The organism is Sabulicella glaciei, assembly GCF_026183895.1.
In the GTDB taxonomy this organism is placed as follows: domain Bacteria; phylum Pseudomonadota; class Alphaproteobacteria; order Acetobacterales; family Acetobacteraceae; genus Roseococcus; species Roseococcus glaciei.
In genome coordinates, this window is the sequence record NZ_JAPFQI010000019.1 from 52,851 (window position 1) to 68,976 (window position 16,126).

Consider the following 16,126-nt stretch of genomic DNA (forward strand, 5'->3'; position numbering starts at 1 on the left):
CTTCCCCTATTGGCGCGAGTGGCGCACAGAAATCGTCGGCCAGCACTGGCCTACCTACCCAAAGCAAGCCTGACGCCGCGGCCCGAGCTTAGGCGTTAACGGAACTCATGAAGTACACTGGCTTGACCCTGGCGCGCTTGCCCAACCAAATTAGGTTCGCTGATCCCCGATGGGCGTCGTATTCTACGATGTCGGGCCATCCCGCGCTGGGACGAGGTAGATCCTTGTAATCTCCAGTCTCGGTGTTGTAGTGCCACCACCGATTCACAACGATACAAGACTTGTCCGGAGCTCCGGACCTTTTCTTCTGGTTCAAAAGAGGGCTGAGAAAGCGGACCAAAGCCCACTCCACACTATTGGCATGTGGCTCTGTCTTCCTCTTGCGTCCTGGAATTGCCGGAACCGACACCTCTCCCAACCAAATTTTACCGCCGCCGATTGTCCCAAGCTTGTGGTGGGACGAACCTACGCGTGTGGCGACGTTTTTGCTCAGGCCGACATACAAAAGTTTTCTCGGTCCGCGTGTACCTTTGACCATGTGCCCGACTGCGGCGTAGAGACCTTTAAGGTCCCATTCACGAGCTTTCGTGACTGCTTCCGACTTCGAATACGGGCCATACCAGTCAACCACGGTCGCGATGTTGTCAGACACGTCGTCTCCTTTTCCAGACGGTTCGGGAAACTTTGCTCAGAAGAAGAGTGTCAGCGTCAGGAGCCGCACAAAAATTGAATGCATTATAGACTGGCCGCCTGCACGTATCGCAGGCGGCCGCTCGCCCTTAATACAGCTAGCCGAAGAGTTCGTCTGCGATGCGCGTGGGCGCATAGAAGGCGATGCCCTCGTCGCGGTAGACCGGCAAGGTCGCGCGCACATTGGCCGCCTCTACCTCAGAGGAGGTGAACAGGTGCCCACCGGCCTGGGTATGGAAGAAGCGATAAATGGGTGCCAGTCCCTCGCCCGCAGTGGCTGACATATGGAAGCCCACGCCCTCGTCCCGATAGTGCGGCAGGTTCGCGCGCACGGCATCCGCTTCGACAGCTGAAGTGGTAAACAAGTGCCCACCGGCCTGGGTGTGAAAGAAGCGAAACACTGGTACTGCGTTGGCCACACTGGCGTCGGCAGTGAGGAAGGCAACGCCCTCATCCCGATAGTGCGGCAGGTTCGCTCGCACGCTGGCTGCCTCTACGGCCGAGGTTGTGAAGAGATGTCCCCCCGCTTGGGTATGAAAGAAGCGGAAGGTCACGCCGTCGTCGTTCAAAATGGTAAAGGTTGCTCGTGCAACCGGCGGCACACCAGAGAAAGGATCGAGATTGCTGACATAAAAAGAAATAGCGAATTGCTCGTCGCGCTCTCTAACATTGTCGGCGTTGAGGAGTATCTGATTGCCAGATCCACCCGCATTCGTTCCAAAGCCAGACAACGCGAATTGATTGGCCGGCTCTCCGCCAATTTTGTTCGAAAAAAATATGTTCCAGAAGTCGCTGGTTTGTCCGGTTACTGGCTCAATTTGCCAGAAGAAGCTTCTGTAGACCGGATTAATCTGGATGATGTCAAATTGAACGCTTGCACCCGACCCGGCGGACCGATCAGAAAGCGTTCCTTCGTATATCGACGATCCAAAACTTGAACGAATTATGTACTTACCATTATTGCTTATTTCTTGCATGGACGCTCTCCTTCGACAACTTTGCGTTCCTTACTATTGCAGAAATGTTGGTGGCGCAACAGACAGTCTCAGCGGGATCGGTGTTCATGCCAAGCATCTGACTCGCGCGTATGTGGTTGATCGGCTCGGCGGGGGCCGTGGCGGTTTAGTGTCGACCCGACCTTGCTGTCGGCATGTTGAGATCACTTAGATCTTGTAGAGAAGACCTCAGGGAGGCGGCGTTTGGCCAACTGCTGCGTGCCGCCACCCAACGGTCTTCCTCCTCTCTGAAGCGACGAAGTCTCGCTCTCCATACCGTGAGGCGAGGCTCGCCCGGCATACGCTGGGCCGGAGCAACCAAGGCGACAGCTTCGAGCGAGGGCTGTTGGTTCGGCCGGCGCAGCGGGCGCTGCGTCGCTAGGGCATCCGCCGCGCCGTGCGGCTGGCCGGGGCGCTGTCCACGCAGGACTGGCTGGACCGCCTCCGCTGCTCGGCGTGCGGACACCGGGGCGCGCGGATAATTGTGCGCCCGGACACGCAACCGACGTTTCCAGTACGTGTCGGTTGCGATCTGACGAAGCCCGAACATGGTCTCCCACTGGATTGCGAATTCCGCCTGCTCCTCATACCGCTCAATGTGCTCCGCGCGCTTAGCATCCTCGCTCAGCACCTAGGCGAATGCAGAATATCTTGAGAGAGGCGCTTGCAAGCGTTGTGACAGTCAAAACTGCGGCCAGCGCCTCGCTCCGGGCCTATTTCCAACATTAGGCCAAGGGCCTCGGCGCCTCGCTTACGTTTGAACTCAGCGGTTCGGCTGCTTCGCACCCGGACACCGTGCTCGACCATCAGTTTGGTTAAGCGTTTCCCGTTGTTCAGAACCACGCGCTGCGGGATCCTCGATGCGAAGTCGGCGGCCTGAGCCGAAGAGGCTGGCTTTAGATGCCTGGGTCTCCGGCCGCCCGACGGTGCTGCCAGGCGCGCGCCGCTTGGGTCTCCTACACCACCAGTCGGGACGCAACCGTGGCTCCGGGCGGGGCATCCAAGGTGGCAGCGTCAATCAGGTTCGTTGCAGTTCCCGACCAAGAAACGCGAAGCGCCTGCTTCGCACGGGTTGCTGCGACATGGAGGAGAGACCGGTACTGCATAACGATGTCCTCCCAGTCCGCTGGATCGACCGCCGCCCGAAGCACGCCCGGTGGCGGGAATGCGGTGTTGGAGAGGAACGGGATAGCCACCGCAAAGAATTCGAGGCCCTTCGCCCGGTGCATGGTCGTGATCCGGACTCCAGGAATAGCCCGATCGTCCGCGCCGGACTGAAGGAGCACCGTCTCAATCCCAGCGGCGCATAGCGCTCCGTGGACCCTCTCCACGTCCGCCTTGCGCGCGCAAAGCACGCCTATGTCGGAGAGTCGAATTCGATCTGCCGGGAGCCTGCGGAGCCAAGCTACCAGCCCCTCCAGTTCCTCGGCCTCAGATTTGCACCCGACTAGCAACGGGGCAGCCCCCTGCATGAGGCTGACGTAGCCGCGCAGTGTCTCCGTCCCCTCGTCAAGGTCATCCACACTCACGCCCTCAAGGACGGAGACGGCCCAAGCGCGGATCTCTTGCGTGGTCCGGTAGTTGAGCCGGAGCTGCTTCGATCGGCCCCGGACGTTGATCCCGCAGGCGGACATACTGGCTCGCCGTCCATATATCCGCTGATGCGCGTCCCCCACAATGAAGACAGTATTCCGGTCCCCGGACGGGGTCTCCGGAACGATCGCGCGGATCAGCCGGAATGCTTGCTCCCCCATGTCCTGCGCCTCGTCTACGATCACAGCGGCGTAAGGGAGGTTCGGTGCCTCCGAGGTCAGGATTTCGGTCGCTTCTCGGTACGCGTCATCCGGCTCAGCAAGCCCCTCGCTGATCAGCCGCGCCCGGTAATCGGCGAAGATATCCCAAAGGACAGCCCGCTTCTTGCGGTCAAGCGGTGTGCCGCGCCCAGCCCGGGACGCCTTCAGGTAGCCCCTCTGGTCGGCCACCGCCTTGGCCTGCACGATCTGCGCCCATTCCGCGCGGACGAAGGGCTCGGACAGCCCCTCGGGTAGCTCGTGATCGTCGAATACCGACCGCCAGACCTGATCGAGGCGGTCGCGTGCCTCGCCGAAGAAGGCGACCTCGCGCGTGAAGCTCTTCCGCTTGAGGAATCGGGAAACCCACCGGTCTAGGTTGGCCACTTCGATCCTTGGCGGGCGCGCGTCCAGATGCGCCGGGCAGAGGGTCCGCAGGTTGGCCTCGATGTCATGGGCGAGGCTGGTCGTGAAGGTCGTTAGAAGCACCCGCCGGCCCTCCAGGGTCGGATCCTTCTCGATCTGGTCCGCCAGATGCTTTGCCCGGTGCATCGCAACGACCGTCTTGCCGGTCCCAGCGCCGCCCCGGACCAGGACCGCCCCGTTATAGTCCCGGTAGGCGATCTTGCGCTGTTCGGGGTGCAGGAAAACGCGCCACCCCTCGAGCCCCTCCTCAAAGACGCGACGCAGCTCCGCCTCGCTGTCCGGAATGAAGATTGTCTGGCGGCTCTGCTCCGTCTCGATCAACTGCCCGAAGGTCAGATCCGCTACGGGTGTCTGCGGCTCCGCGTCCGGCTCCCCGCCGACCCCGGTCAGCGACTTGATCTCTTCGTCCTCATAGCCGGCCGCGATCGCGTAGAGAATCTGATAGGTGAGTGGGTCGAACCGGTCCTCCGCGCCCTCCATCGTCTCGATCGTGGGGATGTTGCGGACCGCCGGCAACTCCTCCTCTGGCACGCCAAGAGCACGCAGCCGCGCGTCAGGGACGTTTTCGAAAAGACGCGGGGCAACGCGGGCCAGGATCGCTACAGGCTCGGTCACCGCGTCGACCTCCTCGATGACCCGGATCCGGTTCGTCTCTGGGTCGAGCTTGACCCGGCGCCCGGCCGCCCAGCGGTAGGCCTTGTCGTGCTCGTTCACGTGCACGAACATGATGTCCCGGCCAATCTCGAAGGCGATCGCCCTGTACCCCTGATCGACCCGCAGAGACTTGATCGAACTGTCCTTGGATCCCTCCACGGTCTCGAGATTCAGCCCGTTCGCGGACGGGTCGGACATGTAACGGGTCATCATGTCCATAAACTTGAGCGCCACCCGGTCGGGCAACTTCCGCAGGCTCTTCATGCAGCCGATGTCGTAGGAGACCCGCTTGGCCATCGTGCCCGTCATGTCCGTGCCTCCTGAAGGGCCTTGATAATTCTCGAGACTGTCTCCCCGACCTGGTCGGCCTGCGGATCGAACCGGATCAGGGCCCAGTCAACCACTTCGTGGGCCTTCTCAGCGACGGCGACGCGCGCCTCCACCCATCCGAACTCCATCATGCCGATCACGCGGCTACCCACGAGCAGGTCGTCCCCGATCCGGTCCGGCCCTGGGGTTTCCGCCGCGATCAGCGCGTCGATCAGTGGGTGGAACGCCTCGTCGCAGAGGGCGCGCGCCTCCTCCCAAACCGCCGTGCGCTGCAGCACTTCTGGCTCATCGACCGGCTCCGACATGTCCGGCGGCGCTAGCGTTTCGAGCCCATCGACTTCGACATGGAGTCCACGCACCCCTTGGAACAGGTTCACGATCCGCCAGAGCCCGCGCCACGCTTCCGTGTAAAGGACCTTCGCGCCTGGGTCCGGCAGGACCGCACGCAGAAGGAGCCGGACGTCGCGGTCGGACTGCGCCCACTCCGTCGGCGTGATCTTCTGGCAGGCCATATAGAGGTCGAGCGCCCCGAGCCCGACATGTTCCGCGAGCCCCGGTGAGAGCAGGAACAGCCACCCTGCCTCGGAGAGGGCCGCCTGTCGAGGGAGCTGATCGAGCGGCCGCCCCGCCTTCACAAGCCCCCGGACCAGGATGGAGCGGATCGTCGCATCGCGGTCGGTGTCCCCATCGAGGAAGCCCCTGAGCGCCTCCACCGTGCTGACCGTCTGAAGCGCACGGACCGCCTCCGCATGCGGGGCGAGGAGCGGGCTTGCCAGCGCCTTTCCGAGGGGGCCGGTCATCTGCGTGCCGAGGGCGGTCTCGGAGAGCGGGTTCAGGTAGGCGCTATCCGCCGGGTCTAGGTCTCGCCAGGACAGGGTCCAGACCCGCACCTGCCCGGACCGGATCATCAGCATCCGGTCCAGCAGGTCCTGCGCCACCGTGTCCGCGTGATATTCGATCCCGTCCATCTCGATTACGACCGGTAGTCCCACGCCGCGGCCGACGGGCGTGACCAGGAAATCGACCCTCTTGCGAGGGAGGCCCCGAAACCGAGCGTCGATCTGCACCTGCGGCTCGATCGTCCAGAGGCGCGGCGCGTCCGACCGGCCCGCGCGCAGCACAAAGCCGCGACGTCCACCCGGGAGGACCTGCGGGGTCAGCGCCCCGTCTCCGTAATGGTCGGAAAGGGCCCGTAGGAGCCGCTTCTCGAGCACACTCTCGACCAGTGCCCCCCGGATCGACTCGTCGATCCCGGTCTCGGCCCGAGTCAGGCTGTCCCATTTTTGGAGAATCGTCTCCATCATCTGCCGTGCCCGATCCCGGTCCGGCTCTCCTGGTCCGAACTGGGACCGGTACGGCTTCACGCAACGGAAGCACCCGTTCCGGTCCAGCTCCTGGTTGCAGGGGCAGTCTCGGAGCGCCTCCGCCGCGCGGCTGATCACCGCGCGCATCGTGTCCGGATGCTCAGCGATCTGGCGCAGGTAGCCTGAACCGCCTGGGACGGAGTCGTAGAGGTAAAGACTGCGGACCGTGGTCATCCCGTTAAGCTGCGCCTGGAAGATAGTGGACCGGATGTGGTCCACTTTCCCCGCGAAATGACGCCGCATCCCGAGGTTGATCGCCGCAACGAAGCTCTTAAGGTCATCGTCATCCGCGTCGCCGACCACCGGGATCACGATTCGGATCGCCTCTGTGTCGAACCTCCGCATCAGAAAAACGCCGGTCTCCCAGCGGTCCCGGTGCAAGTCCTGATCCCGCATCACCAGGCAATTCGGCGGGTGCGTCCCGCGATCGTCCGCGCCACGTGGCGGGCCCTGGAGTGACCCGCAGTGCCGACAGATCCGGAACGGCTGCGCAGGCCGGCGCTCTCCCGCGATCTTCGGGCCTGGAAGGCTGGTTTTCTGGCCGAAGTTGAAGTCCCTGAAGGTGCAGTGAGGGAGGAACTCAAACCCAAACGGGGCGCCGTTGTCTCGGCTCGTGAACCAAGAGGTGGCGATATCCTCCGGCCCGTGGAATGGCATCAGGGCCCGGTCGAACTGGCGCTGGTCCCGCTGATCTCCGTCGCGGATCGCCGCCTTTTCCTCACTGTCCACCGCGATGACGGACTTCAGCTGGACCACGTTGTGTTCGGAGCCGCTGTCCGACCACATCTCGTCGCCGCATTTCGGGCAGGTGCGGGCTTCCGTCCCCTCGATGCGGTGCGCAACATGGGAGCAGCCAGGGCAGAAGGTCCAAGCGGTCAGGTCCTCCTTACCCATCTCGATCCGGTCGATCTGGACCTGGCGACCGTTGGCGTAGAAGAACTGGCCCGGTGCAAACTCCGACAAAGCGGAGCTAGCCGGGCGGGAGTATTCCTTGTGCAGGAGGCCATCCTCGTCGCGCGCGACCGCACCGTCGTTGCGCCGCGACAAGATCGAGGTCAGCTTCACCCCCTCTTCTGGGAAGGCGTAATTCGGCAAGATCCCCTTGTCGGTCAGAAATTTGATCACCGGCACGTCGTCGATCCCGCTGCGGATCAGCCGGTTGATCTCGGTCCGGTCCCGGTTGAGGTCCTGCTCGCGACGCTGATACTCCTCATCTGTCAGCTCCGCGCGGCGCTTCTGGAGCCGCTTGAGCTCCTTCGTCGCCTCCTCCCGCTTTTCCACGAGCCGGGCCCGCTCTGTCGCTGCCGCGTCGAACGCCTCCCCGACGCGCCACCCGATCGATTTCGGATCCGTCCCGGTTAGGTAGGACCGGATCCGATCTGCCAGATCCGTCCGGTCCCGGACCTCCTGCGGCAGGCCGGAAAGGAACCGGTTCGCCAGCTCCGGCCCGGTCTCGCGCACCAGCTCAAGCCATTCGACCGGGAACCCTTGGGTCACGCCCGAAGTCCGGCGCTTGAGCACGTCACGGACCTTCCCGTAATCCCCGCTCACGGTCGAGCCTAACACGTAGACGTCGAGGGTGAACGCGGTCACTTGACGAAGGAGTACCTCCTCCGCTGCCAGGAACACGCCCGGCGGGCGGACTTGGCCCGCCAGCATCGGGGTCGGGTTCTCCCAGAACTGCAGGTCATGCGCGCGCGCGTTCGCGAGGACCATGTTTAGGGCATTCCCGTCACGCCGCCCGCTCCGCCCCATCCGCTGGACGTAGTTCGCCTCCTCTGGAGGAACGGAACTCAAGAGCAGGGTGGACAGGTCCCCGATGTCGATCCCCATCTCAAGGGTCGGGGTGGCCGAGATCAGGTTCGGGGCCCAGCAGGTCTCCCCCTTGATGAATCCGGTCTCGACCCGTAGCCGCTCATCCGTCTCGAGGATCCCGGTATGCTCTCGGGCGACCACCCTGTGATTGCGGTCCGAGCGCAGGGATCGGCGCAGGGCGGGCCGGTCAGGTTGCTTCGTGGCAGCGAAGTGCCCGTCGCAGCCTATTCGCGTACAGGGGGATCCGACGAGGACCTCCGCGTTTTCTGCGAGCCCGGTTTCGCGCCGGCCGCACCGGTCGCAGGTGAGCCCGATCGTGGCGGTTGAAACTGTGACCCGCTCTGGCACCAGAAGCCAGGCGTGGCGGTTCGTTCCCTCCGGCCCATTCACGCGCCGAACGATCTCGTCAGCCTCAAGGCGTCGTAGCAAAATCGGATAGATCGTTTCTGGGTCCGACGCGTAGCGTAAATCGGAAGGGCCGATCGTCCGGAAAAGCCAGTCCTGGTACCAACTGGCGGTTCCGGTCCGGGTGATCCGTTCGGACCCGATCGGTGGGTGGCCGAGGGTCACCGGGATTGGGGCGAGGCCCCGGCGACCGTCTGGGCTCGGCAGGGAGCCAGTCTTGCCGGCCCCCACCTGGATGGCGGCCGCGAACCAGTTAAGCCCATAGCGCCCTTTGCCGGTCGCGATCGCGCTTTCGAGATAAGGATGCGCCACGGACCCCTGTCGGCGCATCCGCTGAGTCACCCCGGCGAGTAGCCGGGTCAGCAGCACCGGGTCGAACTCGGGTGCGCCCGGCAGCTCGTTACGCAGTTCACGCGACAGCCGGTCAGCCGAGAAAGCGAGGAGGTCCGTCGGGACGTCCGCTGCCGCTATCCCGTTCAGTTCGAGTGTGTGGTTGAAATGTGCCCGGTAGCTCAGATCGACGAAATACTCCCAGCCAAGCCGGATCCGAATATGGTCGAGGAAGACCGGATCCGTGATCGACGTCCCGCTCCCGATCAGATCTTGGTAGCGGCGCCGCCATGTCAGCTCCTTCGGGATGAAGAGGGCTGTGAACCCGTTCGGGCCGAGATCGGCCAGCTGCGCGCGAGGGACCTTCTCGATCACCTCGTGAAGGCTCATCGCGCCGCTCTCTGTGCCGCGAAGAGCCCCGTAGAGAGCCTTCTGGTAGACGGACAGGGCGTTCCGAGTCTCGGCGACCGCCGCGCGATGTGCAGCGTCCTGAACCGAGTCCGAGAACATCAGGAAGCGCGGCTTCGCCTCCGGCCGCTCCTCGTTATGCTCCGAGGTGTAGAGCGTCCCGGTAATACCGCTCGTCAAACGCGCCGCGCGCATCCCGAACAGGAGCAGCCCTCGCGCCTGCCCGCATGCGGGGCAGGTCCGATCGATCCGGCCGTTTGAGTCAGTCGGGTTGTACATCCAGACCGGCGAAGCTGGTCCTGGCTCGAGATGGTCGTGATCTGCCGGCGTGAACTCGACCGTCTCCGCGTGGAGCACCCCCTTCACGATCTGGCCCCCGGCGCCGCTCGCCTGGACCATGCGGTCGATCGACTCGTGATAGATCAGTCGGATCCGATTCGCCCCGTTCTCGTCAAAGAACTCCTCATAGAGCTGCTCGAGGTCCGCATGGAGCGACTTTGACCTTGCGTCCTGCCGCCCGACATGCGCCGTCGCTCCGCACCTGTTGCAGTTCACGACGGGAAGGGCCCGGCGGAGAATGTGCCGATCCAGGTCCAGCGCATGGGACAGGTCCATCTGCGAGCGGACCCCGCCCGCCTCGAGCCGCGGCAGGGTCGTCACCATCCGGGACATCTCCCGGATCCAAAGCTGAAGCCGAACGCTGAAAAGGGGCCTCGGGCTCTCGATCGCTCCGGATCTGGCCCAAGCGACCAAGGCCACGACCAGTTCGGCCAGCGCGCTTTTGTCCGCCTCCGACCAGTCCCGAAGGGCGCGGACCTGTCCGAGCCCAGCCGCGACCACCTCCAACGAGGCAGGCCCCTTGTGCTCGGCGATGATCTTCAGGGTCCGCTGGCACAGTTGGTGCTGGACAAGCCGGTCGCCGAGCGCGATCCGCCAGGCTGGGTCCGTCGGGTCGCCCCCGTCGAGGAAGGCGAGGTCCGGAGCGGTCCGGTCCGGAAAAAGGCAAGCGGCTAGCCGGCGCGCTGCCCCCGGCTGGTCTATCTCCGCCGCCTCACACAAGGTCGCGTGGATCTCGGCAGGGTCCGGGCGGTCCAGATATTCCGGGTCCTTGAACACCTCGTTCGGGGTCTTGCGGGTCTCCCGGACCACCGCGCCCGCGTCGAACGGCTCACCGAAAATCGTCTCTGCGTAGCGCTTCAGGTCTGTCGCCGCCTCCTCGCCGGAGCCGAGCGTGGCCGAGGAGCCGACGCAGATCAGGTGACCATCCGGGGTGTTCAGACGGTATTTCAAGCGGCGCAGCAGAAGAGCAAGGTCCGCTCCCTGCGCCCCGTCGAACGTGTGCATCTCGTCGACCACCAGGAACCGGAGCGTATCCGGGTCGTTCTGCCCCCAGAGCGGCTTGTCGCGCCCGCGCAGTAGCAGGTAGTCAAGCATCTTGTAGTTGGTCAGCAGGATGTCGGGGGGGGCTCTTCGCATCGTCTCGCGATGGGTGATCACGCTCTCCGAGGTCACCTCATGCGCCGGGTTTTGCGGCTCCGCGTCCGCATAGATCCCCGCCCGCACCCCTTGAAGCGACGGGATCCGGCTCAAGGCGTCCGCGATCCGGCGTGCCTGGTCGGTCGCCAACGCATTCATCGGGTAGATCAGGATCGCCTTGATCCCGGGCTTCCCCTTGTGCCGTCGGCAGTGATCGAGGATCGGCCAAAGGTAGGATTCCGTCTTCCCCGATCCGGTCCCGGTCGCCACCAGTGTCGAACGCATTGCCTCCCCGCTCAGCCGGGCGAAGGCATCCGTCTGGTGCTGGTAGGGCGCGAAGAGCAGCGGCACCTCCGGGAAGGGCTGCTTCCAGGTCCCGTCAGCCGCCCCGTCGATCTGCCGGAATGGCATGTCCACCGAGACCCACGGACCCTTCAGGAAACTCCCCGGCTCCGACATGAACCGATCAACCATCCCTTGGAAGGCGGGGCTGGTGCTGTTCAGGGTCGTGTGGACCAGTTCGCGCAGGCTGTCCTGCACATGACGGGCGAGCAGGACCGGGTTCATCTCAGGCGGCCTTGTCGAATTTCAGCCGCTCGAAATAAGCCCAGGCGCGGCGATAGTCCTCGATCCGGTCACACTGGGTGAAGGGGCCGACAAAGTGGCGGGTAGCGGTCCGGGGACCGCCGGGCATCGTGTCGTCGATGGCGGTGCAGGCCAGTTCCGCCGGATCGTCCGCGAGGATCTTCTCCCACGCAGCACGGCCTGGGCTTTTGCCGCGGTCGTCCAGCCAGCCGACGCCGGGCAGGCCCTTGGAGCAGGTCCAGACGATTCGGCCGTTCTGGTCATACCAGGTGCCCGCCTCGTTCTCCTGCAGGACCGGGAAGTAGATCCGGTAGATCTCGATTAGCTGGTCGAGCGTCAGGTCAAGCGCCTGAGCGACCAGCACGTCGATCTCGACGAGCGCCATGCGGCGGGCGAACTCGGTCCGGAGGCCGGCAGTCAAGTCCCAAGTCGCGGGACCAATCACCGAGCCTTCGAGGTTTAGGCGAGGGTCAGACGAGGACCAACTAACGACGTTACCATCAGTGAAATGCCGATTCCAAAAGGGTGAGTAGGCCTCGGTAATGCAATTAAGCCGCAAGAACCTGTTTGTCAGTGTTCTAGAGGCAGCCGCAACTGGCATTCTCCTTATAGCTGGTTGTCCAAACTGAGACTCACCCGATGCCTTAACCAAGAAGTCAAGCGGTAACGCAGATAACGAACATCCTACGCGTATCAAATCCGTCTCATTCTCACACGAAAAGCTAGTCAATGCATCGACATGAGCAACGCTCGGGGGGATCAAGGCTGATATCAGAGTTCTTTCACCAAAAGGCGCAAGCATTCTCCTTATCGCGATCCTAAACGAGCTGATATGCGCTTCCGTGCTCCATTTACAACGTGGGGTTCTGTCCTCGAGGTCCGATCCACTTATCAACGGCTGAAAAAGAGTCCTTTGCCGAAAAGACGCCCCAACGTTGGCCAGATCAAGAGGTTCATAATCGCGATGCGATTTACAACCTTTTCTTGGCTGCTTGAACATCGGATTGCCCACAAATATCATTGGTCCTGTAAGTATCTGATTTTCCTTCTGAGATCTAAACCCGGGAGATTTGAGAATTGTCCCATCTTTTTGAGCTGCAGCTTCATCGAGGAGCGTGCTCATTTGAAAATTTGCAATTGAGCCGGAGATTTTTCTACTTTCACCTAGTTTCTCAACAACAGCCATTACGTTGACCGAGAATGGCTCGATGAACGAAGGGGCGCCTTGATCAAAAGTGGCCGCCTCACCCATAACTGAGGCAAAAGCAGAAATAGCAGATTCATCAATTTTAACAATTCTGGAGCTGTGACCCTTGGTATCCCATTTCCCGCTCTCATCCTTAATTCCAGGCACGGAGCCAGCGCCGTCATGAGCGTAGGAGTCGTCCACTTGCCTCGCAATGAAAGCGCTCGAAAAGTTCTCAAAATTAACTAGACCTCTGTCGGAGCCGTAAATGTTGAGCGAGAATTCAGCCTGATTTCCAACTTCCGCAAAGTTTTTATGCTTAAGTTCATTTCGAAAGTGAAAACGTTTTCTGGATCTGCGGTAATAATTCGTCCGAAACAGGGTAGCTCCACTGTCTGTGAGGTGACCGTCCTGATGGATCAGTGCCAGAGTGCCGGATTCGCTCGACAGCCTAAGGCCCAGATCAACAAAGCATCTGTACAGATTGTTCCTGCCGCCACCCGCAAAGGGTTGCATTTCAGCTGACGAGGTGACAGCCATTGATCCCTTTGCGGAAACAAGGTCGGACAAGTAACGCGATTTGGCTCTTGCTGAATTCAAAATTGTAACTTTCGCATTTGCCGCATCGACAGCAGACATTGGTCTCGCAATTAAGGCGGGCTCGATCTCGCAGAGGACATCAATCTCAGACCAGCCTGGCCTTACCCATGGCGGATTCCCGACGATGAGGTCGAACCCTCCCCGCGCCTTCATGACATCGGCGAAGATCAGGTCGAAATGAACGAAGCGCTCGCGCTCGGCCACCTCGACCGCCGTCTTCAGCCAGTCGAAATTCTCGATCAACGCCTCGACATTCGTTTCTCGGAACAGCACTTCCTGCCGCTTGGCCGCCGCCTTGAAAAGGTCGCTCGCGGGCGCGTCCGGCTCCAGCAGGTGTAGGAAGTCCGGAGCCGGGTCCGCGAACTCCGTCACGCTCGGCGCCGCCAGCGCGCCGTCGGCGGTGAAGCCCCCCTCGAGGATCATCGCCATCCCCTGAAGGAACTCCGCCCGGCTGGGCAGCAGGTCCGCCCGGTCCAGCGGCCAGAGCCAGAGCGCGCACCAGGCGTCCAGCGCGGTCTTCAGCCGCTTGTAGGGGAGCGTGTTGGTCGCGTGGTCGGCCCCGATCAGCTGGGCGTTGCGACGGGCCTTCTCGTGGAAGTCCATCCCCTTGTTGCCCGGCATCACCTTGTCGGGCCACAGGGTGATCTCGTCATTCGCCGCGGCGCGGGTCTTGGCGAGGTCCTCCGCGACCTGGTCGAACAGCGCCTCGGCGATCCGGCTGAGCTTCTGGACCAGCTTGACCTCGTGCGGTTCCAGCTTCTTGAAGAACCCGCCCTTCCGCCATTCCCTGATCTGATCCTGCGCGCGTTTGGCGAAGGGGGTGATCGACTTGTCCTTGTCGAAGTTCGCCATGTCCTTGGCAGGGAGGAGCCACTGCCAGACATGCCCGTCGGGCAGGCGGTTGCGCCAGCCGATCTCCTCGGGTTTTGCGTTGAACCACAGGTCTCCCTGCGCCTTGGCGCTGAGGAGGGACGGGGCGTAGGCGGCCCGGCGCGCCCCGATCAGGGAGTTCCCGGCGTGGAACTGGTCCCCGAACCAGGGCGAGAACTCGCTCCCGTGGAGGCTGTTCAGCCATAGCGAGATCGCCCCCAGTTCGACCGCGATCGGGTTGAGGTCGACCCCGAAGCAGTTCCGGTCCGCGATGTAGGCCCGGACCCGCTGCTTCTCGAGGACGATGTCCTCCTGCGGGATGGTCCGGCCCGTCTCCTTCTGCTTGCGCTCGAGGTAGAGGTCGGCGAGCTGGTTCGTGGTTTCCACCAGGAACGCGGCGGAGCCCATCGCAGGCTCGAGGATCTTCAGCTCCAGGAGCTGGTCGGCCTTCAGGTCCCGGCACCGCTCCATCAGCGCGTGCTTGACGAGGAGACGGGCGAGCGGTTCGGGCGTGTAGTAGGAGGCGGACTTTTCCCGGTCTCGACCTGCGAGCCGGTAGATGAAGGTCCCCTTGGGGTAGACCAGGGCCTCCGGTCCGTTGAACACGATCTCGTCCGGGGCGAACTCGCCGATCCGGCTGCGTGGGACGAACCAGCTTGGGGCCAGCTTGTCGACCTTGTCGCGGCGGAACTCGTCTTCCTGCTCGGCCTCTTCGGCATCTGGGGAGACCTCATCGTCCTCCTCGTCTGCTTCTTGCGCCCCTGCTTCCTCTCCGTCCTCGCCCGCACCGTTCGAGCGCCCCTTGCGGGGCTTCAGCTCGATCATGTCCGCCTTGGCGACAACCCCGGTGAAGGAGATCAGCGTCTCGTAGACCGCGCCCAGTTGGCCGATGCCGAGCTTGGCATAGGAGATCCGGCCGGTGCTCTTCCCGGTGGAACGGAGCGACAGGAGCCGGATCACCTGCTGGATCGCCTCGTTGCGTAGTCGCAGCCCCTTCAGAAGTGGCGTGCTCTCCGGGTCGAGCAGGGACACCTTCACGGACGGCAAGCGCAGCCCGGTTCCCCGCTCCTCGTCGGCCAGGTCGAGGCCGGTGTAGAGGAGGTCGAGGGTCCGCTGAAGGCTCTCCCAGAGGAAGGCCCCCTCCCGGTCCGCCGTGGTCCGGAGCGGGGCGGATTCGAGTTCGCGCAGCGCCTCGAGCGAATACCCGGTCGCATAGATCGGGTTGCGCATGTCCAGGAGCTTCAGGCGCGGGTTCGCCTCCGCGTAGAACAGGAACAGGAGCCGATACATGTAGCGCAGGCACTCGCGCGACAGCTCAGGCCCGTCGATCCAGACCCCGCGCCGAGCCGCGTCCGGGAAGGCGGACGGGTACTTCCCGCCGGTCACCGCGATCACCTCCTGACCCAGCAGCTCGATCGCGTCCCGGACGGTCCGCTTCAGCGAGCTGGTGACCGCGTTGGCGTTCCGCTGCGCCTCCTCCTCGAGCCGATCGGAGATCGGCACCCCCTGGTCCGGGACGCGCGCCTCGCGGGAGATCAGGCAGGCCATGACGGTCAGCGTGTCCCGGTCCGCGCGGGTAAAGATCTCTTGCAGGTCGAACCGCAGGACGGACCGGGCAGGCCACTTTCGCTTGTCGATCAGGACGAGCTGCGACAGGCCGAGGACGAGCACGTGACGCGGCCCGTCGGACAACTCAAAAACCCCCTCTGCGAGGACGGACTCGATGGTTCGGTCCAGAAGAGCCGCTTCGCGCAGGTCCGGTGGAACTTGGTCCGCGTTGAAGCAGGCGCCGAGCGGATCGGAGGCCTCGTCCTCCGGCGGGGGGACCGGCGCCTCGACCACCCAGAGCGCGTCACGGCCGGTCGCATCCGCAGCACGGGAGACGAGTGGGATCACCGGCGCCCCGTCGAGCGCAGCAAAAGCCCCCTCCCGCCGCCACTCATAGCCGAGGGCGCGAAGGAGGGCATGATGGGCGTCACGGACCAGTTCGGCGCGCCGGGACCGGTCAGAGCTGTTCCGGGCCTGCCTCAGCGCCTCCATCGTCGGGCCGGCGACCCGCACGAGCCGCTCCACGGGGTGAGCATCCCGCTCAAGGCTCGCCCAGCGAGCGGTGATGTCCTGAAGCTCGTCCTTGAGCACGTCCGACAGGGTCCCGGACGGGAAGAACTCAGCCTCGTTTTCGATCCCGATCAGGTCCATCCG

The 16,126-nt window shown here is 63.4% G+C and carries 5 protein-coding genes; all 5 read right to left on the reverse strand.

From position 1 onward, the window contains the following. Positions 1-88: 88 nt before the first annotated feature. Positions 89-652, reverse strand: coding sequence for a hypothetical protein (locus OF850_RS18710; RefSeq protein ID WP_301591869.1), 564 nt, complete (start codon positions 650-652; stop codon positions 89-91). Between the two features lie 136 nt (positions 653-788). Next, positions 789-1,667, reverse strand: coding sequence for a hypothetical protein (locus OF850_RS18715; RefSeq protein WP_301591870.1), 879 nt, complete (start codon positions 1,665-1,667; stop codon positions 789-791). A 974-nt stretch (positions 1,668-2,641) separates the two neighbouring features. Then, a complete protein-coding gene (locus tag OF850_RS18720) occupies positions 2,642-4,864 on the reverse strand; it encodes a UvrD-helicase domain-containing protein (RefSeq protein ID WP_301591871.1) in 2,223 nt (740 codons plus the stop codon). Further along, positions 4,861-11,250 (reverse strand): DEAD/DEAH box helicase, encoded by a 6,390-nt coding sequence (locus tag OF850_RS18725; protein ID WP_301591872.1) that lies wholly within the window; start codon positions 11,248-11,250, stop codon positions 4,861-4,863. The genes OF850_RS18720 and OF850_RS18725 overlap by 4 nt, the downstream gene beginning before the upstream one ends. A gap of 1 nt (position 11,251) precedes the next feature. Next, positions 11,252-16,123, reverse strand: a complete 4,872-nt coding sequence (locus tag OF850_RS18730) for an N-6 DNA methylase (protein WP_301591873.1) — start codon at positions 16,121-16,123, stop codon at positions 11,252-11,254. Positions 16,124-16,126 lie beyond the last annotated feature (3 nt).

Excerpts from the sequence above, each read along its gene's own strand:
- OF850_RS18715 (WP_301591870.1), bottom strand. The coding sequence starts at position 1,667 with ATGCAAGAAATAAGCAATAATGGTAAGTACATAATTCGTTCAAGTTTT.
- OF850_RS18720 (WP_301591871.1), bottom strand. The coding sequence starts at position 4,864 with ATGACGGGCACGATGGCCAAGCGGGTCTCCTACGACATCGGCTGCATG.
- OF850_RS18725 (WP_301591872.1), bottom strand. The coding sequence starts at position 11,250 with ATGAACCCGGTCCTGCTCGCCCGTCATGTGCAGGACAGCCTGCGCGAA.
- OF850_RS18730 (WP_301591873.1), bottom strand. The coding sequence starts at position 16,123 with ATGGACCTGATCGGGATCGAAAACGAGGCTGAGTTCTTCCCGTCCGGG.